This is a genomic window from Apibacter adventoris, from assembly GCF_002964975.1.
Taxonomy (GTDB): Bacteria; Bacteroidota; Bacteroidia; order Flavobacteriales; family Weeksellaceae; genus Apibacter; species Apibacter adventoris.
The window spans coordinates 186,760-208,751 of record NZ_PSZM01000045.1; the positions used below are offsets into that span (position 1 = coordinate 186,760).

General features: G+C 29.0%; 22 protein-coding genes. 12 read left to right on the plus strand and 10 right to left on the minus strand.

Translation table 11 applies throughout. From position 1 onward, the window contains the following. Positions 1-17: 17 nt before the first annotated feature. Positions 18-1,409, minus strand: coding sequence for an FAD-binding oxidoreductase (locus C4S77_RS10415; protein ID WP_105247489.1), 1,392 nt, complete (start codon positions 1,407-1,409; stop codon positions 18-20). A gap of 95 nt (positions 1,410-1,504) precedes the next feature. Between C4S77_RS10415 and C4S77_RS10420 the strand changes: the two genes are divergently transcribed. Both C4S77_RS10420 and C4S77_RS10425 read left to right on the plus strand, forming a co-directional pair. Next, complete coding sequence (locus C4S77_RS10420) at positions 1,505-2,503, plus strand: FecCD family ABC transporter permease (RefSeq protein ID WP_105247490.1); 999 nt, start codon at positions 1,505-1,507, stop codon at positions 2,501-2,503. Beyond that, positions 2,500-3,489 carry an ABC transporter ATP-binding protein gene (locus C4S77_RS10425; protein ID WP_105247491.1) on the plus strand — a complete coding sequence of 330 codons (990 nt, stop codon included), beginning with the start codon at positions 2,500-2,502 and terminating at the stop codon, positions 3,487-3,489. Before C4S77_RS10420 ends, C4S77_RS10425 begins: the two co-directional genes overlap by 4 nt. Before the next feature lie 208 nt (positions 3,490-3,697). On the opposite strand, the gene C4S77_RS10430 is transcribed toward C4S77_RS10425, so the two are convergent. Next, on the minus strand, positions 3,698-4,870 hold the full coding sequence (locus C4S77_RS10430; protein WP_105247492.1) for a MalY/PatB family protein: 1,173 nt from the start codon (positions 4,868-4,870) through the stop codon (positions 3,698-3,700). Positions 4,871-4,981: 111 nt separating this feature from the next. Here C4S77_RS10430 and C4S77_RS10435 point away from each other — a divergent pair, with 111 nt between their 5' ends. The 3 genes from C4S77_RS10435 to C4S77_RS10445 are packed head-to-tail and all read left to right on the plus strand — an operon-like array spanning position 4,982 to position 7,100. Then, entirely contained in the window at positions 4,982-5,569 is a 588-nt protein-coding gene (locus tag C4S77_RS10435) for a Crp/Fnr family transcriptional regulator (protein ID WP_245915783.1), read from the plus strand. 55 nt (positions 5,570-5,624) lie between these two features. Continuing rightward, the gene (locus tag C4S77_RS10440; protein WP_105247493.1) at positions 5,625-6,638 is read left to right on the plus strand and encodes an NAD-dependent epimerase/dehydratase family protein; all 1,014 of its coding nucleotides are present in this window, start codon (positions 5,625-5,627) and stop codon (positions 6,636-6,638) included. A 45-nt stretch (positions 6,639-6,683) separates the two neighbouring features. Next, the gene (locus C4S77_RS10445) at positions 6,684-7,100 is read left to right on the plus strand and encodes a DUF4359 domain-containing protein (RefSeq protein ID WP_105247494.1); all 417 of its coding nucleotides are present in this window, start codon (positions 6,684-6,686) and stop codon (positions 7,098-7,100) included. 5 nt (positions 7,101-7,105) lie between these two features. On the opposite strand, the gene C4S77_RS10450 is transcribed toward C4S77_RS10445, so the two are convergent. Both C4S77_RS10450 and pnuC read right to left on the minus strand, forming a co-directional pair. Continuing rightward, on the minus strand, positions 7,106-7,366 hold the full coding sequence (locus C4S77_RS10450; protein ID WP_105192676.1) for a GlsB/YeaQ/YmgE family stress response membrane protein: 261 nt from the start codon (positions 7,364-7,366) through the stop codon (positions 7,106-7,108). Between the two features lie 48 nt (positions 7,367-7,414). Then, positions 7,415-8,023 (minus strand): nicotinamide riboside transporter PnuC, encoded by a 609-nt coding sequence (gene pnuC, locus C4S77_RS10455; RefSeq protein ID WP_105247495.1) that lies wholly within the window; start codon positions 8,021-8,023, stop codon positions 7,415-7,417. A gap of 341 nt (positions 8,024-8,364) precedes the next feature. On the opposite strand from pnuC, the gene C4S77_RS10460 reads away from it, so the two are divergent. Then, a complete protein-coding gene (locus C4S77_RS10460; RefSeq protein WP_105247496.1) occupies positions 8,365-9,378 on the plus strand; it encodes a tyrosine-protein phosphatase in 1,014 nt (337 codons plus the stop codon). A 66-nt stretch (positions 9,379-9,444) separates the two neighbouring features. Here C4S77_RS10460 and C4S77_RS10465 read toward each other — a convergent pair whose 3' ends face one another. Further along, complete coding sequence (locus tag C4S77_RS10465) at positions 9,445-11,415, minus strand: heavy metal translocating P-type ATPase (protein ID WP_105247497.1); 1,971 nt, start codon at positions 11,413-11,415, stop codon at positions 9,445-9,447. A 603-nt stretch (positions 11,416-12,018) separates the two neighbouring features. Between C4S77_RS10465 and C4S77_RS10475 the strand changes: the two genes are divergently transcribed. The 3 genes from C4S77_RS10475 to C4S77_RS10485 all read left to right on the plus strand — a co-directional run bounded on the left by C4S77_RS10475 (position 12,019) and on the right by C4S77_RS10485 (position 13,796). Next, positions 12,019-12,453 carry a hotdog fold thioesterase gene (locus C4S77_RS10475; protein WP_105247499.1) on the plus strand — a complete coding sequence of 145 codons (435 nt, stop codon included), beginning with the start codon at positions 12,019-12,021 and terminating at the stop codon, positions 12,451-12,453. Continuing rightward, positions 12,453-13,454 (plus strand): chorismate-binding protein, encoded by a 1,002-nt coding sequence (locus tag C4S77_RS10480; protein ID WP_105247500.1) that lies wholly within the window; start codon positions 12,453-12,455, stop codon positions 13,452-13,454. The genes C4S77_RS10475 and C4S77_RS10480 overlap by 1 nt, the downstream gene beginning before the upstream one ends. Before the next feature lie 180 nt (positions 13,455-13,634). Further along, a complete protein-coding gene (locus C4S77_RS10485) occupies positions 13,635-13,796 on the plus strand; it encodes a YegP family protein (RefSeq protein ID WP_105192799.1) in 162 nt (53 codons plus the stop codon). 192 nt (positions 13,797-13,988) lie between these two features. On the opposite strand, the gene C4S77_RS10490 is transcribed toward C4S77_RS10485, so the two are convergent. Next, the gene (locus tag C4S77_RS10490; protein ID WP_105247501.1) at positions 13,989-15,251 is read right to left on the minus strand and encodes a DUF763 domain-containing protein; all 1,263 of its coding nucleotides are present in this window, start codon (positions 15,249-15,251) and stop codon (positions 13,989-13,991) included. A gap of 245 nt (positions 15,252-15,496) precedes the next feature. On the opposite strand from C4S77_RS10490, the gene C4S77_RS10495 reads away from it, so the two are divergent. Beyond that, on the plus strand, positions 15,497-15,814 hold the full coding sequence (locus C4S77_RS10495; RefSeq protein ID WP_105247502.1) for a hypothetical protein: 318 nt from the start codon (positions 15,497-15,499) through the stop codon (positions 15,812-15,814). Positions 15,815-16,154: 340 nt separating this feature from the next. Here the strand turns inward: C4S77_RS10495 and C4S77_RS10500 are convergent, their stop codons facing one another. Further along, entirely contained in the window at positions 16,155-16,814 is a 660-nt protein-coding gene (locus tag C4S77_RS10500) for a metal-dependent transcriptional regulator (protein WP_105247503.1), read from the minus strand. 103 nt (positions 16,815-16,917) lie between these two features. Between C4S77_RS10500 and C4S77_RS10505 the strand changes: the two genes are divergently transcribed. Both C4S77_RS10505 and C4S77_RS10510 read left to right on the plus strand, forming a co-directional pair. Further along, a complete protein-coding gene (locus C4S77_RS10505; RefSeq protein ID WP_105247504.1) occupies positions 16,918-18,960 on the plus strand; it encodes a TonB-dependent receptor plug domain-containing protein in 2,043 nt (680 codons plus the stop codon). A 186-nt stretch (positions 18,961-19,146) separates the two neighbouring features. Further along, positions 19,147-19,509, plus strand: a complete 363-nt coding sequence (locus C4S77_RS10510; protein WP_181042873.1) for a thioredoxin family protein — start codon at positions 19,147-19,149, stop codon at positions 19,507-19,509. A 414-nt stretch (positions 19,510-19,923) separates the two neighbouring features. Here the strand turns inward: C4S77_RS10510 and C4S77_RS10515 are convergent, their stop codons facing one another. From C4S77_RS10515 to C4S77_RS10525, 3 genes are all read right to left on the minus strand, one after another. After that, the gene (locus tag C4S77_RS10515) at positions 19,924-20,712 is read right to left on the minus strand and encodes a DUF7738 domain-containing protein (RefSeq protein ID WP_146106102.1); all 789 of its coding nucleotides are present in this window, start codon (positions 20,710-20,712) and stop codon (positions 19,924-19,926) included. A gap of 82 nt (positions 20,713-20,794) precedes the next feature. Continuing rightward, on the minus strand, positions 20,795-21,553 hold the full coding sequence (locus C4S77_RS10520; RefSeq protein ID WP_146106103.1) for a DUF7738 domain-containing protein: 759 nt from the start codon (positions 21,551-21,553) through the stop codon (positions 20,795-20,797). 82 nt (positions 21,554-21,635) lie between these two features. After that, positions 21,636-21,992, minus strand: a 357-nt coding sequence (locus C4S77_RS10525) for a hypothetical protein (protein WP_395856396.1), incomplete at its 5' end; no start/stop codon positions are given.

Below are 21,992 nucleotides of genomic sequence, written 5' to 3' on the forward strand. Positions count from 1 at the left end.
TATTATTTTTTTCTAAATTAATTGTTATTCAAAACTTTACCTGGATTCATAATATTATTAGGGTCAATAGCGTTTTTTATATTTTTTTGAATCTCCAAATTTGCTTTTGTAAATACAATAGGTAAATATGGTTGTTGTATAAGCCCTATACCATGTTCTCCGGAAATAGTTCCTCCTAAAGAATAAATATATTGAAAAAGATCATATAATATTGCCTGAATAAAAGGATTATTATAAGAATTTTTATATTGGGAATGATTAAACCTAATATGCAGGTTACCATCTCCCGCATGTCCGTAGCAAACTACTTTTAAATTATTTTTTAATGCTAATTGATGGACGAAATTTATTAAATCTGGTAATTTTGCCCTAGGGACAACTGTATCTTCTTCTATAGTATAACCATTTGCTTTAACAATTTCGGCAATTTTTCTTCGCATTTGCCACAATCTACTTTTATCCATCTCATTATCAGCAAAATATATCTCTTCTGTTGTATAATTTTCTAACACAGATATAGTCTTTTCAATTAATGGCATCAATTCTTCTTGAGATTCCCCATCAAAACTAACCAATAAATGAGCTTGTACGTTTTCTTGTAAAGGAATTGAATTATCTTCTAAATGAGCCATTGCCTGCTCCAGAGCATTTCGTTCCATAAGTTCTAAAGAACAAGGAAAAAGCCCGTTTTTGAATATGTCTGTTACTGCTTTTGCTGAATCTTCTAAATTATGGAATGGTATGAGAATCGTTATATCTGTTTTAGGTTTAGGAATTATTTTCAATATCGCCTTTGTTACAATTCCTAAAGTTCCTTCACTACCTATAAACAATTGAGTTAAGTTATATCCTGTTGAATTTTTTAGCGTATTAGCACCTGTCCAAATTATATCTCCATTTGGAAGTACCACTTCAAGATTTAATACAGAAGCTGATGTAACGCCATATTTTACTGCACGTAATCCTCCTGCATTAGTCGCTATATTCCCTCCTATAAAGGAACTTCCCCAACTAGAAGGATCGGGTCCATAAAGAAAACCTAATGGTTCTAAAGCTTGTTGCAAATGAAAATTAATAACTCCTGCTTCCACCGTTGCTTGAAAATTTTGAGTATCTATATCTATAATTTTGTTTAATTTTTCTATAGAAATAATTACCCCAGCATGTATTGGTAAGGCTCCTCCCATTTGTCCGGTTCCACCTGCACGGGGAGTAATAGGGATTTTATGTTGGTTGCAATATTGTACAATTTGTGATATTTGCTCGACTGTTCTAGGTTTTAAAACTATAGAGGGTAAAAATTTAAGATTTTCTGTATGATCATATGAATAATCAATAAGTGTTTTTTCATCATAAAAACACAAATCTTTTCCTAATAATTCTATAAAATATGTAATATACTCAGGCATAAGTTATTTTTATAAAATACAAAATTAAGAATTTGAAAAAATAAACTCTTGTTTTTGTATATATAAAAAAAGACGGATTTTTTATCTTTGTAACGATGTTTTCAAAAAAATTTGTAATACGGTTACTATTAATAGCTTTAGTTTGTATTATTTTATTTTTTATTAATTTACTTACTGGATATGAAAACATTTCTATATTAGATTTATTTACTTCTCAGAATGAAACCAAAAATCTTATCATTTCTTATCGTTTTAATAAAACTTTAGCTGTAATTTTCGCAGGAATTTCTTTACCAGTAAGTGGTTTTCTTTTACAAGAATTGTTTAAAAATCCTCTGGCTGAGCCTTCGATATTAGGAATATCATCTGCTTCTGCTTTAGCAGTAGCTTTTTCTGTATTCTTAGGAGGTACACAATTAATAATTTCTTTTCAATGGCTTACAGGTTGGCTACTTATACTAAGTGCCCTGCTTGGTGCTTGGATTGTATCTGTATTTTTGATATTTTTATCTCAAAGAATTAAAGAGGTTTCGACCTTTATTATTATAGGTTTTTTAATTTCATCATTTTGTGGTTCTCTTATAAGCATTTTACAAATATATTCACAATCAGAAACTTTAAAACAATATACATTTTGGTCTTTCGGCTCTTTTGAAGGACTTTCTGGAATTCAAATTTGGGTTTATAGTATTTGTGTTATTTCTGGATTATTTCCAGCTTTTTTAGCAGTGAAAGAATTAATCGGTTTTTTATTAGGTAATGAGTATGCAAAAGTTTTAGGGGTAAATATGCATCGGTTAAAAGTATGGGTTGTTCTTGCTGTTTGTTTATTGACAGGAAGTACTACAGCTATGTTAGGACCTATAGTATTTATTGGTATTATTATTCCTCATTTCTGCAGACAAATATGGAATCCTTCTGCATTATGGGCACAAATACTTTTAAATATTTTTTCCGGAATCGGTTTTATGCTATTCATTAGCCTTATTATGAGTTATACACTGCTTCCTGTTAACATACTTTCGTCCCTTATAGGGATTCCTACCATTCTATTTATGATTTTAAAAACACGATTCAAAAATAGTATGTATTGAAAACTAACAGTGCAAATATAATTCAGCTAGAAAATCTTTCAATAGGATATTCGAAACCTTTTATTTCAAATATAGATGCAAAAATAAAAAAAGGTGATATATTGTTATTAATTGGTAAAAATGGAAGTGGCAAAACGTCTTTTTTGAAAACCCTATTTAAAGAAATATCTCCACTGAAAGGTACCATTAAAATATTGGATAAAGATATAACAAAAATATCTGTTTCTGAATTAAGTAAACTAATTTCTGTAGTTTTATCTAAAAGTCAACTAAGCCCAGATCTTAGAATATATGATTTAGTCTCTTTAGGAAGATATCCATATAAAAAATGGTATCAAAAATTAACAAAAGAGGAAGATAAAAAAATTGAAGAAGTGCTGAACTTATTTGAACTTTACCAATATAAAAACTATTATGTAAATGAACTTTCTGATGGAAATTTACAAAAAGCTATGATAGCTCGAGCCTTAGTTCAGGATACCCCTATATTGATAATGGATGAACCAACTTCTCACCTCGATGTTTCCAATAAGCTGGAGGTTATGAATATTATTCATTATCTAGCGAAAGAAAAAGAAAAAACCATACTGTTTACTTCCCATGATCTTTCTTTAGGTTTGAATGTAGCTGATAAACTCTGGATGATAAAAAATAAAAGTTTAAAAATAGGCTTTACCGAAGACCTTGCTAAACAGGAAGATATTTTAAATTATTTTGCTGGAAAATCTTTAAATTTTAATTATATTATCAATGAATATGAATTCACCCCTCATATAAATAAAAAAGAAGTTTCAATAGAAGGAAAAATCGAATCTATTTATTGGTTACGTAAAGCTTTGATAAGGAATTCTTTTTCTATTCATGAAAATGCACAAATAACTATTATCGGTAAAGATTCTTTTTTTATAGTTCAGAGTAATGAAACAGAATACACATTTATCTCTATAGAGGAAGTGATTAATTTTTTAAATAATATAAAATTATAATTTAGATATATTTATATATTTCCAATTTAATGTAAATTTTCATTACAATTTAATTTTATAATACAACTGTAATACCTAATTATAATTTATTTAGGTTACTTTAAAAAATAATAGGTGTACAATTTTACTACATCTACTTCTTATATTTATATATAGATTCATTTATTAATATAAATACAAATAATTTTACAAAATGACTTGTCCGTATCTAAATAACTTTTTGCAACTGATGTAAAGCCTTTTCTAATAAAGAACGAGGACATCCTATATTCATTCTCATAAATCCGGCACCTTCTTTTCCAAACATTTCCCCGTCATTAAGTGCTAAATGTGCTTTATTTATAAAAAGAGAATTCAATTCCTTTTGAGATAGGTGTAATTTACGGCAATCTAACCATAATAAAAAAGAAGCTTCAGGAATCATAACTTTAATTTGCGGAATATTATTCTGCACGTAATCATTCACATACTTTACATTATCTTCAATATATTTTTTTAATTCTTTCAACCATTCTTCTCCTTTTTCATAAGCTGTTTGTAATGCTAGATATGCAAAGATAGTTCCATCATTTAGTTCATTGCTTACTAAATATTTATGAAATTTTTCTCTTATTTTTTCATTTTTAATAATAGAATAAGAAGTTACAATTCCTGCTATATTAAATGTTTTGGAAGGAGCATTAAATGTAATACTATTCTGTTCCGCTTCTTGAGATACTGAAGCAAAAGGAATATGTTTATTTCCATTTAATACAAGATCAGAATGTATTTCATCAGAAATTACCAATACTTTATTTTTATAACAAATTTCTGCTAATTGGGTAAGCTCTTTTTTACTCCATACTCTTCCACCCGGATTATGAGGATTAGATAATATTAAAATTTTACATTTTTTGTTTATTATCAGTAGCTTTTCCAAACCAGTAAAATCCATTTTATATCGATCCCCTTCTAGAATTAATGGATTATTTACCACCTCTCTGTTATGTAAATTAGGAATTATACGAAAAGGATGATATACCGGAGGTTGAATAATAATTTGATCTCCTTTTTCGGAAAAAACATCTAAAGCAAAAGCAATTCCTTTGACTATACCCGGTATGTAGCTGATTTCATTTTTTTCAACATTCCATTGATGGTGTTTTTTCTGCCAATCAATAATAGACTGATAATATTCTTGAGATGCAAAAGGATAACCAAAAATACCATGTTGACATCTTTTCACTAAAACATCTATTAATTCCGGAGGAGATTGGAAATCCATATCAGCCACCCATAGCGGAAGTAAATCATCTCTTCCGTATCTTTCTTTTAATACTCCATATTTTAAAGAATCCGTATTTTGTCTGTTTATAACCTGATCAAAATTATATTTTTTCATTCCTTACTAAAGTTTATACAAAAATATAAGTTTTATTTTAATAAGAGGAAGATTATTCGTTACTTTTGTTATTTATATAATCTATTCAACCTACCCAAATTCTACTAATTTATGGAAATGCATCAACATTTATTATATGAAATACAAAAACAAGTGAAACTTTCTGAAAATGATATTAATCTGTGTTATAAGTTATTTGAACCTGTTTATATTTCCAAAAATACAATTCTTGAAAAAGCTAATCATATCCCAAAATACATATATTACCTTATTTCCGGATTTATGCGTTTATTCTATTATGATGAAAATGGTTATGAAGTTACTACTCATATAAATTGCCCACATGGTTTTTTTTGTTCTTATATGGAATTTTTAGACCAAAAGTGTTCTCCTGTAAATGTTCATTGTATTACAAATTGTGATGTACTTAAAATGAATAGATCTGATTATTCCTTTATGATGGAAAATAGCTCTGCATGGAAAGATTATGCCACTTTCATTTTACAGAAATCTTTAGACTACAATGAAAATAGAGCTAAAAATTTTGCCATTTTAACTGCTGAACAAAGATATTTGGATTTAATAAATGCCAATCCTAAGATCATAAATCATGTTCCTCTACAATATATTGCTTCCTTTTTGGGGATTAAACCAGAAAGCTTAAGCAGAATTCGAAAAAATCTGCTTGACAAATGTTAAGTAGATTTTCCTATAAGTTTCTGAATTTTGTATTTATAATATAAAGTTTAAAAATATGACATCAAATGAATTGGTTCTAGTTACCGGCGCAAATGGACATTTAGGTAACAATTTGGTTAGATTACTTGTACAAAAAGGATATAAAGTACGTGCATCTGTTCGAAATATACATAATACAAAATCATTTGAAGGCGTAAATTGTGAAGTTATTTATGCAGATATCACCGACAAAGATTCTATGATTAAAGCTATGAACGGAGTTAGTATAGTCTTTGCTGTTGCCGCTGTATTTAAATTATGGGCTAAACATCCAAAAGAAGAAATTTATGATACCAATATGAAAGGTTGTCGTATACTATTTGAAGCAGCTTCTTTTGCTCAAGTTAAAAGAATTGTATATGTAAGCTCTATTGCTGCATTAAATTATTCCTCATTTCCGGTTAATGAAAATTCAGGATATAATACGGACCGTAGAGATATGTATTATAATTCAAAAAACGACAGTGAAAAATTAGCTTTTCAATTATCTGAAAAATACAATATTGAATTAGTTACTGTATTGCCCAGTGCAATGATTGGTAGTGTTATAACGGACAAATTAAGCAATTCCAATGAAATACTGAAAAACTTAATATCTAATAAAATTCCACTGGAAACTCATATATATATTAACTGGATAGATGTTAAAGATGTGGCTCAAGGCTGCTATATGGCTGCTATAAAAGGACGCAAAGGAGAAAGATATATCCTGGCTAATGAAAAAGGGATGTCTCTTACTACCACTATTGAAATAGCTAATCAGATCCTTCCTGAATTAAAGTTAAAAAAACCGAAATCAGTTCCTAAATTTATTCTTTATTCTATGGGATATATAATGGGAATTATTGCAAAAATTACTGGAAAAGCCCCTGCTATTACTGAAAAAGAAGTTTCTATGTTTTATGGTCTAAAACAGGATTTTAATATTTCAAAGGCTAAAAATGAATTAGAATTTTCACCTATTCCATCAGAAAAAGCACTCAAAAATGCAATTTTATATATGTGGAAAAATAAGGAACATTTTTTGTGATTTTTTATAAATAATATATTTGTTGTATTATTTATAAAAAGCCTTATGAAATTACGATATATTTTTCTTTTTATTTTTGCAATACTCTCCGGAATACTAATTTTAACTAATCCTGATAAAAAAGCTCATGAAATTTTTTTAAGGAATAAATTCATATATTTATTTGACCAAAAAGCAGAAAATGAATTAAATAAAATTCAGAATCCTAATTTAAAATTTATTGGTAATCTCAGTAAACATATACTCCCTACATTAGAATATAAATGGGCAAATAATTTTATTGAAAAATATACTAAACGTAAAAATTATTTATTATTTTCTACAATTCAGGTTCTATATAAAGATGAATGGCATACTGTTGGAATTGGAATATTAAACGGTATCCATTTGTTTCCAAGTTTAGAGGAAAAAATACAGAAACTGGATGTAAAATCTGAAGCTTTAAAATTTTTAACAGAGTAATAAATTTACTTTTCTTTTTTAAAAAAAGATATTATTAGTAGCAACACTATAGCTCCAATAGTAGACATAGACAATACTCCTATTCTACTTTCTTTATTAACGGAAATTTGTAATAAACTAAATATCCATCCTCCTAAAACACTACCTATAATTCCTACTAAAAGATTTATAAAACATCCAAATCCTTTTCCTCTCATTAAAACACCTGCTAAAAAACCTGCAATAATTCCTATTATAACAGACCAAAAGAATGATACCCCACTCATATTTTTATAATTTTGATATAAAAATATAAAAAAATATCAATATTTATATTAATATTTTTCTTTTTTTATTATTTTTTTCCAATCATTATATCCCAATAGTGCAATAATGAATAAAAATAGAGTAAGTATCGAATATAGAATTAATCCTTTGTGCAACATTAATGGAATAGCTATAAAATTACTAATATTTAAAAATATCCAGTTTTCTATTTTCCTCTGTGTAAGCAACCACATTCCAGCCCATGCAAAAGCACTTACCATAGAATCCCAAAGAGGCACATCGGAACTTGTAAAAAAATTAAGGAATATATACAATACACAAATAGAGAAAATTACTATACATATCGCTACTTTTAATTCTTTATCTGAAGAATAACTGACCTGCAAATGGCTTTTACGTTTTCTAACCCAAATATACCATCCGTATATGCTCATAACCAAATAATAAAATTGTAGGATTATCTCTGCAAATAACTTCACATTAAAATATAAGTAAATTGTAATAAGTATGCTTGTTATTCCACATGGATATAACCATACTTTATTATATTTTGCATAAATAACTTCAGCAACTCCAAAAAATACTCCTATCATTTCCCATACGGAAATATTTGCCATTTGACTTTGTATAATCTGTCCCCAATTTTCCAATTCCATCTTATTTTTTTAATAAGAAAAACTTATAATTTAATATTTTTATTTTTCCTTTTTACTTTTAATGTTTACAAAACCAAATTCATTAGTTTTTTTTATAGTATTAGAGATAAATTACAAAATATAATTTATAAAATCAGCCATATAATATTACAAAAATATTAATATTTCAAAAATTATTTTTCATATACCTACAATTCAACTATAATTAACCATATGCTATTTTCATAACCTATGATTTTTCTTCTTGTTTTTAATGAATAGCCTATATATTTTATAAATATGATAAATTTTTGTTAAATTTACTTTCTTATTATAATTTATAAACCTTAATAGCTTGAAATATGAACGTAAATAAGAGTTTAGAAAAAAAAAATAATATCAAAGAACCAATTTATCATGTGGCGACAGATGTATATAAAGAAGCCAGAATTATTCGGAATAAATATACCAAACTAGCTTCTTTAGAAATAAATACACAGAGCAAATGGTCTTTATTTGCTGGAAATTCTCCAGAAACCATAAATTTAGATACCCCAATAGCGACAGGTAAAGATCATGGTATTTACCCTTTGTATGTGAGTACAAGCGAAAGAAGTTATTTTAAACTTACTACGGATCATGGAGAAGCCATTCTTTCAGAAACTCAATTGCCAATGGCCGGAGGATATAATTTTAGAGATTTAGGAGGAATGCAATCTTCTAATGGAAAACATATAAAATGGGGGAAAATATTCAGAACTGACGATTTATATAATTTAACTCCTGAAGATTTACAATATCTTTCCAGTATTCCTATCAATTATGTAATAGATTTCCGCTATAAAGACGAATGTAGTTCAGCTCCTGATAAGTTTCCGAATGGTTTAAAGAAATGTTATTCTTTAAGTATCAAACCCGGTAATTTGTTAAGTTTACGTAAACAAGAAGGAGTAACTAAAGAAGATATTATTGAGAAAATGATGGACCTTTATAGAATTATGGTATCTACTCCTGATTGTATTGCTATATTTAAAGAGTTTTTCAAAATTATGGAAAGAGGCGAAAATCCACTTATTTTTCACTGCTCTGCTGGAAAAGACCGTACAGGTGTTGCAGCGTCCTTGCTACTATTTTCCCTAGATATTCCTTATAAAACAATTATGGAAGATTATATGTCTTCCAATGAATATTTGGATGATAAGTATCTTCCTCTATTTGAAGAAAATCCTATTAATAAATACCTATATACAGTCAGACCTGAATTTTTGGAATCTGCAATTTCTGAAATTAATAAAAAATATGGCTGTGTACAATCTTATCTACAAGATGTTTTAGATGTCAAAATAGATAAAATGAAAGAAATATATCTTTTCTAAAAAAGCAATAGTAAAAAAGCTGTTAAATAAAAACAGCTTTTTTTTATAGACATTTATCAAAATAACCTAAATTTTCATATTTTGCAACCGTACTGCATTTAAAATTGCTAATAATGCAACTCCTACGTCTGCAAAAACAGCTTCCAATAGATTAGCATCTCCAAATAATCCTAAAATCATTACTAAAAGTTTGATACTAAACGCTAAGATAATATTTTGCCACACAATTTTTTTTGTAGCTTTACCTATACGTATAGCCAAAGGTACCTTTGCCGTTTTATCATCCTGAATAATTATGTCTGCAACCTCAATTGTTGCATCGCTTCCTAGACCTCCCATAGCTATACCCACATCACTTAACGCTATTACAGGAGCATCATTAAAACCATCCCCTACAAATGCAACCATGCCTTCTGTCTGTTTTTTTATTTCTTTCATTTTTATAACCTTATCTTCCGGCAATAAATCTCCAAATGCCTGATCTATACCTATTTCTTTTGCTACTTCCTGAACAATGGTATTTTTATCACCACTAAGTACAGTTGTACCTATACCTAATGCATGCAATTGTCCTATGTCTTTTTTAACATCGGGCTTAAGTTGATCCGCTATCTCTATATATCCGGCAAATTTATTATTAACAGATATTAAAACCAGCGTATTAACTATTTGTTTGATATTTTCGTCATATGATATATGGTAAAGATCTAATAATTTAAAGTTACCAACTAATATTTCGTTTCCTTCAATTTTAGCCTTAATTCCTTTTCCTGGAATATCTTCTAAATAAGAAATTTTTGATACATCAGGTTTCATTTGTATTTGCTCTCGTATAGCATTTGCTATAGGATGAGTGCTTCCTGACTCTGTTATATTTACCCAATCTAATATTTTATCTTTTTCAAAACCATTTGCGACATATATATTCTGAACTATAAAATTACCTTGTGTTAAAGTACCTGTTTTATCAAAAACAACTTGTCTGATTTTTACTAAAATATCTAAAAAATATGAACCTTTTATTAAAATTCCGTTTCTTGAAGCCAAGCCTACACCTCCAAAATATCCTAATGGGATAGATATAACTAAAGCACAAGGACAAGATATTACTAAAAATATAAGAGAACGATATAACCAGGTTTGATAATTATAATTTTGTAAAACAAAATAAGGTACAATAAAAACTAAAAGAGCTATAAAAAATACTGCCGGAGTATATATTTTAGCAAATTTTCGTATAAATAATTCTGTCTTAGCTTTTTGAGAATTAGAATTCTGAATCAAGTTTAGTATTTTAGAAAGCTTACTATCTGAATAAGGTGTGGTGACTTTTATTTGAGATATTGTATTGAGATTGATCATTCCTGCTAACACAATGTCTCCTTTTTCTTTAGTCTGAGGGGCACTTTCTCCAGTTAAGGCAGAAGTATTAAAAGAGGCTGAAGAAGATATTAATTCTCCATCTAAAGCAACTTTTTCACCGGGTTTTAACTGTAAAACTGAACCTACTTGTATTTCTTTTGCTTTAAATACTTTTAAGGAGTTGTCATTTTCCAAAACGGTTGCTACATCAGGCCTCTGATCCAAAAGAGAATTAATATTCTTTTTTGCTCGAGATACTGCCAAATCCTGAAAATTTTCTCCTATTGAATAAAATAACATTACAGCTACGGCTTCCGGATATTCTCCTATATAAAATGCTCCTACAGAAGCAAGAAACATTAATGAAAATTCATTGAAAAAATCTTTATTTTTAAATTCTTCACACATTTCTTTAAATACCGGATATCCTACAGGAAAATAGGCTATCAGATACCACACAAGTTTTATCCATTTCAAATGAAAAAAACTTACATCAAAATAACCCAGAATTATAGCTGTAATCAACAGAATAAAACTAATAATAGCCGGAAGAAATAATTTAAGAATATTTGTATTCTCTTCTATTCCTGTGTCTTGTTCATAGTTATGATCCTCCCCATTTTTTTGATTATCATTAGAGCTTGAACAACATTCTGAATGATTATGTGTACACATTATATTAAAATTTAAATTTTGTATATCAAAAATACCCTATGCTAAATGCAACTCAATTGCAAAGTTTACATATTGACTTAATTTCTAAGTAAAGCATTTCTATATTTAACAAAGTAATTATAATTTATAATACTTAAAATAATTGTATCGGGAAATATAAATACATTTCCCAGTAAAACTAAAGGTATTCCTTTTAAAGAATTGAACAGAACGTTTAAAATAGTTTGTAATTTGATTTCCTTAATATAATTCAATTCTGAAAATAAGGAGTATAAACAAATTCCAAGCATTTCAATACCAAGTGTTGTAAAAAAAGCTAATAATACTAAAATAAATTTGTGTGTGTTTTTATTAATTGAATATTTGAAAATAAATGACAAAAATAAAATTGCGGAAATACTCATCTCAAAAATTATCCCTTTGCAGGTCAAAAAGAACAAAATATTTCCTATAATCAAGTTAAAAAAAATGCAATAAAAAACTATTTTTTTCTTTTTACTCATGTTTTAACTTTAATGATTTTTTCTAAATATATAAAAAAGCAATTGATTAACCACTATATTAAGATGGATTAATTTAATACATTTGCAGAAAATTTTTATAATGAAAAGTGAAGATATACTAATAGAATTAAATACTTTATCCAAAAATACATTAATGGAAACACTAGGTATTGTATTTACAGATTTTACCGGTGATACTCTTACGGCAGAAATGGTAGTTGAACCAACTGTACATCAGCCTATGGGATTTCTTCACGGAGGGGCATCTTTAGCGATGGCAGAAAGTGTAGGTTCTTTACTTAGCATTACCAGTGTTGATACAAAAAAATATTATGTTTTTGGTACACAGGTAACTGGATATCATATAAAAGCAGTAAGACACGGTAAAATCCGTGCAGTAGCCAGTTTTATAAATAAAGGGAAAAATACACAGGTGGTAGAAATAAATTTGTATAATGAAACTAGAGATACAACGTTTAAAAATGGCTATGCTACAATGACAAATCGTATTGTTGCTAAAAAAGATTTTAAATAATGATTACGTCTTTTTTTAACAATCTTATTAATTCTGGTTCCGCTTTTGCCTGTATCAAGTTTCCCGAAGAAAAAAATATATATTTAATTATACAGGATCAAAAGGGAAGTAATTATTACTCGTTTACTTCTTTTGACTCGTCAAAAAAATATGTATTCCCTTTTTCTCAATTTAATAAAATTTCCGATTTTGAATGGGAAAAACTTACATTCTCCTTGTCTACTAAAAAAAATACCCAGACAATTAATGAGAGCAATTACTTGAGGATTTTAGACAAAACCTTATATTTTTTACAAGAAAAAAATGCGGATAAAATAGTAATATCTAGAGAAAAATGGGTCGATAATTCTAATATAAATCCTATACAATCTTTTTTATTTCTCTGCAAAAAATATCCTAATTCTTTTTGTCATCTCAGTTTTTGGAATTCAGAAGAAGTTTGGTTAGGAGCTACACCTGAAATTTTAGGATCTTGGAGTAATTCTACTTTCAAAACTATGGCCTTGGCTGGTACTCTCCCCGATAAAGATTCTTTTGTTTGGGAAAATAAAGAAATGGAAGAACAAAAATATGTAACAGATTATATTTATAATAAATTACAGTATTATTCTTCATCTATTTCTGTAAAAGGTCCTGAAACTCTTCACTTAGGACATGTGAAACACTTAATCACTTATTTTTCAATTCCTTTAAATGCCCCACAACTGCTTTCGAAACTCATACATTCTCTACATCCAACTCCAGCCGTATGCGGTCTACCTTTAGAAGTAAGCAGGAATTTTATAATTAATGAAGAAAAATATAATCGAGATTTTTATGCCGGTTATATTGGCATAGAAACTTCAAGCTCCAAAAATTATTTTGTAAATCTACGATGTGGAAAACTTTACACTAATGGAGCCTTACTTTTTGTAGGAGGTGGAATTACGGCTGAAAGTAACCCATTACAGGAATGGAAAGAAACTGAATTAAAAGCAAAATTTATTACTGAGTGTTTATAGATTTCCTTAATTGGTAAATTAATATTTATTTTTAGTATTTAAGCTCTTAATTAATAAAATTTTTTTACATCAGACAAATACCTTATTTTATTTAAAAATATAATATAATTGAAAATAATTTTATATTATTTTAAATTTCAAAATATTATTTTTATATTTATAAAATTAAAATATATTGTTATGAGTGAAAATCTAAAATGGGAATTTTATCAAGATTCTAAAGGAGAGTGGAGATGGAGATCAATTGCCAGCAATGGCAAAATTGTTGCAGCTTCAAGTGAAGGTTTTTCGTCAAAAGTTAACGCCATCAATAATGCAAAATTTTCAGGATATAAAGGGTAATTCTATTATCTTTTACTATTCTTTCATTATCTCTAATATTTTTTTACATTAAATATGTCTCCATAATTTAGTAATCATTTTTAGTAAAATATTTCTTATTGTTTTCTTAACAATAAGAAATATTTTTACGCTTTTTGTATGTAGTACATTTTTTTATATAAATTATAATAGTTTATAATTTCTATTATATACTTAGTCAAAAAGACTTAATTGATTTGTATCTATATTTTTTAATTTATTTCCAGGTTTAAATCCTGATTTAGTAATTATTTTTGAAGTATCTGAATTTTTAATCGCATCCCCTAAAACAGTTTTACCTCCATACTTCCATGAATTTTTTCTTTCTTTCTCTATCCAATCCTGCAACTTATAATCAGGAATAAAATCTTTCTCTATATTCATTGATATTTTAGAAAGATTTTTTAGCGCTTCGTATTTATCTTTTTCTCCTAATTTTGCCAGATGTAAAGCTTTATCGAAAATTTCAATAGTTTCATCATACACCCGTGTAGGCACAGGAAAAGGGTGTCCGTCTTTACCACCATGGGCAAAAGAAAAACGTGCAGGATCTGAGAAGCGGGAGGGAGTTCCATGGATAACTTCACTGACTAAAGTTAAAGATTGTAAGGTTCTGGGACCTACACCATTTACTAATAATAAAGATTCTATATCTTGAATGTTTGTTTCATGTGCTAATACTAAGGTAGCTCCTAGCCTTTTCAAGTTTACATCTTTTTCTAATACTTCATGGTGCTTGGGCATAATAAGAGATATTTCCCTCATTAATTTATCCGGATTTTCTTTAGTTAATTCTAAAATTCCTTGTTTGGTTGAATTAGCTTTTATATCTGTAAGATTCAAAATTTCCCCTTGATTTTTGCCATAAACAAAGGTATGAGGTTGCTCTGTAAAAGATTTTACTGAAGATGATAACCAATGATATCTCCTTGCCATTTTTTCAAAAGGATTCATTCCCTGCTGAATTACTGCCCAATCTCCTTCCTGGGTTACTATAAATGAATGTAAATATATTTGGAAACCATCTTGAACAGCTGTATTATCTACCTTGGCTACCAAACGACTATTTTTTACTAAATCTTCACCATTCAATCCTGTTTTATAAGCTATATCTAGAAGTTCTGAGGGTGTATTGCGTGATGATTTTCCTCTTCCTCCGCAGATATAAACTCCTAATTCAGAAGATCTCTGATTTACCGATTTTTTTAATGCATTCATCACAGAAGTGGTTATCCCTGAAGAATGCCAATCCATTCCCAGCACACAACCCAAAGATTGGAACCAAAATGGATCACTTAATTTTTTCAGTAATGCCTTTCTTCCATATTCCTGGACAATAGCCTCTACAATTGCTCCTCCTAGCAAACTCATTCTTTTTGCCAACCAAATTGGAACTGTTCCATAATGTAAAGGCAAATCTGCATATCCTTTCTTCATTATGTAAAGTTACGCAAATGCTCTTGAAATTATAACTATTAATAAGGAAAATAAATATATGTATGCATCTAATAATCTAAACATTAATTATGGAAAAATATTTACTTTATAACTAAGATCATATGCTATGTAGATATTTTGCAAACGTATGGTAGATATTTTGTAGACACTTGTATAAGGATCATAAAGCAGTGTAATTTCTATTTTTGAAATCAATTTAAAATAACCGAAAATTTATTGAAATTATGAAAAAAAATTACATGATCTTATTCCTTACTTTATTTCCTCTACTATTTTTTTCCTGCGATACGGTAAATTCTATTACGAGCTCTGTAAGAAGCACAGCCAACAGTATATCCAATACAGCTAATCAAACAACTAAAACTATTGAAGATACTCAATCAGCTATTAATGATGTAAAGAAGACTTCTGAAAAAGCTCAGAATACTACTAAGAAAAAAATAATAAGTAAGGTAAAAACTTATTTCACTTATCTTAAAAAAATAAATCCTTTCTCTGTAAATGGGATAAGGATTTATTTTATCGTGGTAATTCAAATTTAGTTATATAATGAAAATCGGTTTTTACCTCTTTTATTCTCCATATAAGCTTTATTGGTTTTTGTAATCTCAAATAGCTATTTTTTAGAAATTATATTCTTTTTCCTGAGCAGAAAAATTAAATTTTACAATGAACACAAATAGCAATAATAAGATCTTCTTTTCATAATATATCAATAGCTTTAATAATAATTCAGGCAACCTAACATTATCTATTTACTTAAAACTTAAAAGATTTTTTTTTAATATACTAGTAATTTAAAATTAAAAAAAACAATTATCTTTTTAATAGATATAAAGATTGAGTAAAGTATAAGAATACTACCTGACAAGCACTTAAAAATCAGTTATTTTTTATTAGTAATTTTTCGGTAACTAAATTACTTAGCACTTCTATACGATTAGAAGAAATAATTTTCAAGGTCATACTCTTATCAAATTCTTCAATTTGAATAACTTCTAATTCTAAACCTAAAGTTAATTTTTTGGAATTTAAATATTTTAAAAATTCTCTGGAACTATTCATTACGGCAGCAAGTAAAACTTTATCCCCTACCTTGCATTCACTAAGCTTTTTATAATGCACCCATTCCAACTTTCCATCTACATCCGGAATAGGAGATCCGTGAGGATCAAACTTAGGGTAATCTAACAATTTATCCATTTTTTCGAAAAACTTATCAGAGTGAACATGTTCAAGCTGTTCTGCAATTTCATGCACTTCTTCCCAGCTAAATCCCATTTTTTCCACTAAATAAATTTCGGTAAGCCTATGTTTTCTAAGAATTAATCCCGCTTCTTTTAGCCCCTTTTCTGTCAGTTTAAATGGCTTATAACTTTGATAATGAACCAATCCCTTTTCAGAGAATTTTTTCATCATGCTATTAACTGTAGGCATTTTTATGTTTAAAGACTGACTTAAAGCCAGAGTTGAAACCTCTCCTTTTTCATTGGTCAAAGTCAATAACGCTTTTAAATAGTTTTCTTCTACATAAGAGTACATGCACAAATATAAAAATTTATTTAATAAGCAAAAATTAAAATTTAACCAAATAAATTTGTTAGATAAATCTAATTTTATAATTTTGCAAGTATAAATATTATATATGAAAAAGTATTATTGCCTTTTTGTCCTTTTAATATCAGTAAGTAATTTATTTTCTCAATCGGAAAAAGATTCTCTAGAGAATGACAGAGCTAAAAATATAGAAGATGTTGTCATTACTGGAACACTTAAAGAAGTTAGAAGATCTGATAGCCCTATACCTGTAGAAATTATTACTCCTAAATTATTTCAAAAAAATCCTACTCCCAGTCTTTTTGATGCCGTCGGAATGGTTAACGGAGTTAAACCTCAATTAAATTGTAATGTATGTAATACGGGAGATATACATATTAATGGAATGGAAGGCCCATATACCTTAATATTAATTGATGGGATGCCTATTGTAAGCGGACTTTCTACCGTTTACGGGCTAAGTGGTATACCCAATAGTATTGTGGAAAGAATAGAGGTGGTTAAAGGTCCTGCTGCTTCTCTTTATGGTTCTGAAGCTATGGGAGGAATTATAAATGTAATTACAAAAAATCCAGTTAAAGCTCCCCTATTCAGTTTGGATGTTTTTAGTACTAGTTGGGGTGAAGTGAATACTGATACCTCCCTTAAATTTAAAGCAGGTAAAAAAGCCACAAGTTTATTAGGCATCAATTATTTTTATTATGATAATCCTATTGATAATAATCACGACGGATTTACCGATTTAACTATTCAAAACAGAATTTCTGTTTTTAATAAATGGAATTTTGAAAGAAAAGAAAACAGAGCTGCAAGTTTAGGATTACGCTGGGTCAATGAAGATCGTTGGGGAGGTGAAATGAATTGGAATAAAAAATTCAGAGGAAGTGATGAAGTATATGGTGAAAGTATTTATACTAAAAGAATTGAAATTATAGGTGCTTATCAACTTCCTTTAAAAGAAAAAATTTACACTCAGTTTTCTTATAATTGGCATGACCAAAACTCCTGGTATGGAGCAACTCCTTACAAAGCTACCCAACAAGTTGCCTTTATACAGACTTATTGGGATAAAACCATCAAAGACCATAATATTTTGCTTGGGGCTTCTTTCCGGTTTACTCATTATGATGATAATACTCCGGCTACTGCTTCTTCTGACGGACTTCGTAACGATCCTGCCGAAACGCCTCTTCCGGGTGCTTTTATTCAGGATGAATGGAAAATAAATACTCAAAACAAATTATTATTGGGATACAGATATGATCATGATAAAAACCACGGTAACATTCACTCTCCAAGAATAGCTTATAAATTTTCGCCAAATACTAACAATACACTTAGAGCTAGTTTTGGAACAGGATTCAGAGTTGTTAATATTTTTACAGAAGATCATGCGGCTCTTACCGGAGCCAGAGAAGTGATTATTACTCACTCTTTAAAACCTGAAAAATCATATAACGGAAATTTAAATTATGTTCTTAAGATTCCTACTTCCGATTTACTTATGAATTTTGATGTTACCGGGTTTTATTCTTATTTCACCAATAAAATTGTAGGAGATTTTGATACAAACCCTAAACAGATTATTTATGATAATTTAGACGGTCATGCTATTTCTCAGGGAATATCGTTAAATGCAGATCTTACTTTTAATTTTCCTCTTAAATTACTTGCAGGAATCACATACATGGATGTATACCTGAAAGAGAAAGATGAAAACTATATTAACCGTAAAGTACGACAACTCCATGCTCCAAAATGGTCCGGTACCTTTGTAGCTACTTATACATTCCCAAAAAATGTTATTATTGATTTTACCGGTCAATGGAACGGTCCAATGCGTTTACCTATAGAACCCAATGATTATCGAGATGAAAATTCTCCTTGGTTTTGTATAGCTAATATACAAGTTACTAAGAAATTCGATAATGGAATTGAAGTGTATGGAGGATTAAAAAATCTATTTAATTTTATTCCTAAAAATCCTTTAATGCGTCCTTTTGACCCATTTGATAAAAATGTTGACGATCCTGTGAATAATCCTAACGGATATACTTTTGATACATCTTATAATTATGCTTCATTACAGGGAATTCATGGTTTTTTAGGCCTAAGGTATAATTTATTTTAAGATTAGATTATTATAATATAGAAAAACATGTACAGAAAAAAATATATGCTTAAACACTTATACTTTTCTTTATTTCCTATACACTATTTTTTTTTAAAAAATTTTGGTAAGTTTCTGTGCATGTTTTTCTTTTTTTTAAACGGTTTTTTGTTTTCACAAATTTCTTTTAATAATTTATCGGAAAACATGAAAAAAAATCCAAAACCTATTGTACTATATATAGATTCTGATTATTGTGCTTATTGCTCCATACAACAAAAACAATTAAGTAAAGATAAAAAAGTTCAAGATATCCTTTCTCATAACTTTTATTTTGTAAAAATTAATTCTGAACAAAAATCTCAGATAGTTTTCGATCATCAGGTTTATGAATATAATACAAAAGCCGAAGCTCATCAACTAGCCTGCTTATATGCTTTGGAAAATGGAAAAATAGCAACTCCTACCTGGGTGATTTTCTCTAAAGAATATATTCCTATTTTTAAATATAACGGATTAATTAATGTAAAAGATTTACAAGTACTCCTAGAAAATTTCTCAGAAAAATAATTCTCTTACTTTCTCATAATTACTTTCCCTTCTTTTTCTAAGGATATGAGTAAATAAATTTTCCACTATCTACGGTTTACTAAAGTCTTATTATTAGCAATTATTTCGGAAAATTTTGGATTATTAGTAACATCTTTCATATAAACCAGATTTTGCTTTTTGTTTTCTCTACCCACCGTCTGTTCTATATCCTGTTGGCTTTGAGGAGCAGGTTTTGTTCGTATAAGAAAGGTACTACATGGAAGAGTTTTGGGGTTATCTGAACAAACTGTTAACTAGGATTTGGTAAACCTCTAGTAGCCGGTAGCCCATCTACTGATACCGCTATAAAACACTTAGGATCAGATATTTTCCCATGATTTATTTCTTTATATTCTTAACTTTTTTATTTTTATTATATTCCTCTGTAAAATACTATTTCTCATACAATTCATAAGAGATTTTCAAATATTCCAACTCTCCTTCACTATAACGCAAAGTTATATAATACCAATAGTCCTGATTGGGACATATAGAGCTATGATCTTTTTGTTCGCGGAACTCTCCGGTTTTTATAGTGGTAGAGCCGGAATCCCAGCTCCAGTCGCCATCGTTATCCCAGTATCCCATTTTTTCAAGACCTTTTATTTTTGACCTCTCTTTATTTACTTCCTCTAAACTCATTCCTGATTTAACCGGTGCTCCCTGTAAATTGACTGTTTGGGTATAGGGGGTAAAAGGATAGATATAATCAGGTTTCTTTTTTAGCATTTTTTCTCTAGATTGATCCAATTCTTCCTGAGTATATGGTTTATTTCTTATTGTACTTTTTAGAAGAGATTCCTCCTCCTCTTTACTTAAAATGTAATATTCATTCCATGCAAATTGCAATTTTCCCGCTTGTCCTACCTTACTATCCAGATTGACAAAGAAAATATATAGTTGATCACATTTTCTTTTTTCTTTATCTACATTTGTTTCATATGCAGTTATACATGAGTTAAAGATAGCGACTCCTAATGAATCCCAAATATAGGTATGTTCATTAAAATTACGAGAATAAGGTCCAAATAGTTCTACCCATGCATCCAAGGGTTTCCCTAAAGGAAGCTCCTTTCCTTTATAGGTTATTTGGCAGGGAGTAATAGCAAACTCTGTATCTTCTGTTTTCATGATAAGTGCATCTTTTTTGGGCTGGCACTGTACAAAAAACGAGCTACTCATGCTTAGATTCAGCAGTATAAATAAGAGATTTTTCATTTAAAATCCTTTATCTTTATTTTTTATTATATTCCTCTGTAAAATACTATTTCTCATACAATTCATAAGAGATTTTCAAATATTCCAACTCTCCTTCACTATAACGCAAAGTTATATAATACCAATAGTCCTGATTGGGACATATAGAGCTATGATCTTTTTGTTCGCGGAACTCTCCGGTTTTTATAGTTGTAGAGCCGGAATCCCGGCTCCAGTCGCCATCGTTATCCCAGTATCCCATTTTTTCAAGACCTTTTATTTTTGACCTCTCTTTATTTACTTCATTTAAACTCATTCCTGATTTAACCGGTGCTCCCTGTAAATTGACTGTTTGGATATAGGGGGTAAAAGGATAGATATAATCAGGTTTCTTTTTTAGCATTTTTTCTCTAGATTGATCCAACTCTTCCTGAGTATATGGTTTATTTCTTATTGTACTTTTTAGAAGAGATTCCTCCTCCTCTTTACTTAAAATGTAATATTCATTCCATACAAATTGCAATTTTCCCGCTTGTCCTACCTTACTATCCAGATTGACAAAGAAAATATATAGTTCTTTTACATATTCATGATTAGCTTCCCAGTCATTAATTGCAATTCCTAAAGAATCCCATACATATCCTCGGCCTGTATGTCTTGAATATGTTCCTAATAATTGGATCCATGCATCCAAGGGTTTCCCTAAAGGAAGCTCCTTTCCTTTATAGGTTATTTGGCAGGGAGTAATAGCAAACTCTGTATCTTCTGTTTTCATGATAAGTGCATCTTTTTTGGGCTGGCACTGTACAAAAAACGAGCTACTCATGCTTAGATTCAGCAGTATAAATAAGAGATTTTTCATTTAAAATCCTTTATCTTTATTTTTTATTATATTCCTCTGTAAAATACTATTTCTCATACAATTCATAAGAGATTTTCAAATATTCCAACTCTCCTTCACTATAACGCAAAGTTATATAATACCAATAGTCCTGATTGGGACATATAGAGCTATGATCTTTTTGTTCGCGGAACTCTCCGGTTTTTATAGTGGTAGAGCCGGAATCCCAGCTCCAGTCGCCATCGTTATCCCAGTATCCCATTTTTTCAAGACCTTTTATTTTTGACCTCTCTTTATTTACTTCATTTAAACTCATTCCTGATTTAACCGGTGCTCCCTGTAAATTGACTGTTTGGGTATAGGGGGTAAAAGGATAGATATAATCAGGTTTCTTTTTTAGCATTTTTTCTCTAGATTGATCCAA

Excerpts from the sequence above, each read along its gene's own strand:
- C4S77_RS10415 (WP_105247489.1), bottom strand. The coding sequence starts at position 1,409 with ATGCCTGAGTATATTACATATTTTATAGAATTATTAGGAAAAGATTTG.
- C4S77_RS10420 (WP_105247490.1), top strand. The coding sequence starts at position 1,505 with ATGTTTTCAAAAAAATTTGTAATACGGTTACTATTAATAGCTTTAGTT.
- C4S77_RS10430 (WP_105247492.1), bottom strand. The coding sequence starts at position 4,870 with ATGAAAAAATATAATTTTGATCAGGTTATAAACAGACAAAATACGGAT.
- C4S77_RS10435 (WP_245915783.1), top strand. The coding sequence starts at position 4,982 with ATGGAAATGCATCAACATTTATTATATGAAATACAAAAACAAGTGAAA.
- C4S77_RS10440 (WP_105247493.1), top strand. The coding sequence starts at position 5,625 with ATGACATCAAATGAATTGGTTCTAGTTACCGGCGCAAATGGACATTTA.
- C4S77_RS10445 (WP_105247494.1), top strand. The coding sequence starts at position 6,684 with ATGAAATTACGATATATTTTTCTTTTTATTTTTGCAATACTCTCCGGA.
- C4S77_RS10450 (WP_105192676.1), bottom strand. The coding sequence starts at position 7,366 with ATGAGTGGGGTATCATTCTTTTGGTCTGTTATAATAGGAATTATTGCA.
- pnuC (WP_105247495.1), bottom strand. The coding sequence starts at position 8,023 with ATGGAATTGGAAAATTGGGGACAGATTATACAAAGTCAAATGGCAAAT.
- C4S77_RS10460 (WP_105247496.1), top strand. The coding sequence starts at position 8,365 with ATGAACGTAAATAAGAGTTTAGAAAAAAAAAATAATATCAAAGAACCA.
- C4S77_RS10465 (WP_105247497.1), bottom strand. The coding sequence starts at position 11,415 with ATGTGTACACATAATCATTCAGAATGTTGTTCAAGCTCTAATGATAAT.
- C4S77_RS10475 (WP_105247499.1), top strand. The coding sequence starts at position 12,019 with ATGAAAAGTGAAGATATACTAATAGAATTAAATACTTTATCCAAAAAT.
- C4S77_RS10480 (WP_105247500.1), top strand. The coding sequence starts at position 12,453 with ATGATTACGTCTTTTTTTAACAATCTTATTAATTCTGGTTCCGCTTTT.
- C4S77_RS10485 (WP_105192799.1), top strand. The coding sequence starts at position 13,635 with ATGAGTGAAAATCTAAAATGGGAATTTTATCAAGATTCTAAAGGAGAG.
- C4S77_RS10490 (WP_105247501.1), bottom strand. The coding sequence starts at position 15,251 with ATGAAGAAAGGATATGCAGATTTGCCTTTACATTATGGAACAGTTCCA.
- C4S77_RS10495 (WP_105247502.1), top strand. The coding sequence starts at position 15,497 with ATGAAAAAAAATTACATGATCTTATTCCTTACTTTATTTCCTCTACTA.
- C4S77_RS10500 (WP_105247503.1), bottom strand. The coding sequence starts at position 16,814 with ATGTACTCTTATGTAGAAGAAAACTATTTAAAAGCGTTATTGACTTTG.
- C4S77_RS10505 (WP_105247504.1), top strand. The coding sequence starts at position 16,918 with ATGAAAAAGTATTATTGCCTTTTTGTCCTTTTAATATCAGTAAGTAAT.
- C4S77_RS10510 (WP_181042873.1), top strand. The coding sequence starts at position 19,147 with ATGAAAAAAAATCCAAAACCTATTGTACTATATATAGATTCTGATTAT.
- C4S77_RS10515 (WP_146106102.1), bottom strand. The coding sequence starts at position 20,712 with ATGAGTAGCTCGTTTTTTGTACAGTGCCAGCCCAAAAAAGATGCACTT.
- C4S77_RS10520 (WP_146106103.1), bottom strand. The coding sequence starts at position 21,553 with ATGAGTAGCTCGTTTTTTGTACAGTGCCAGCCCAAAAAAGATGCACTT.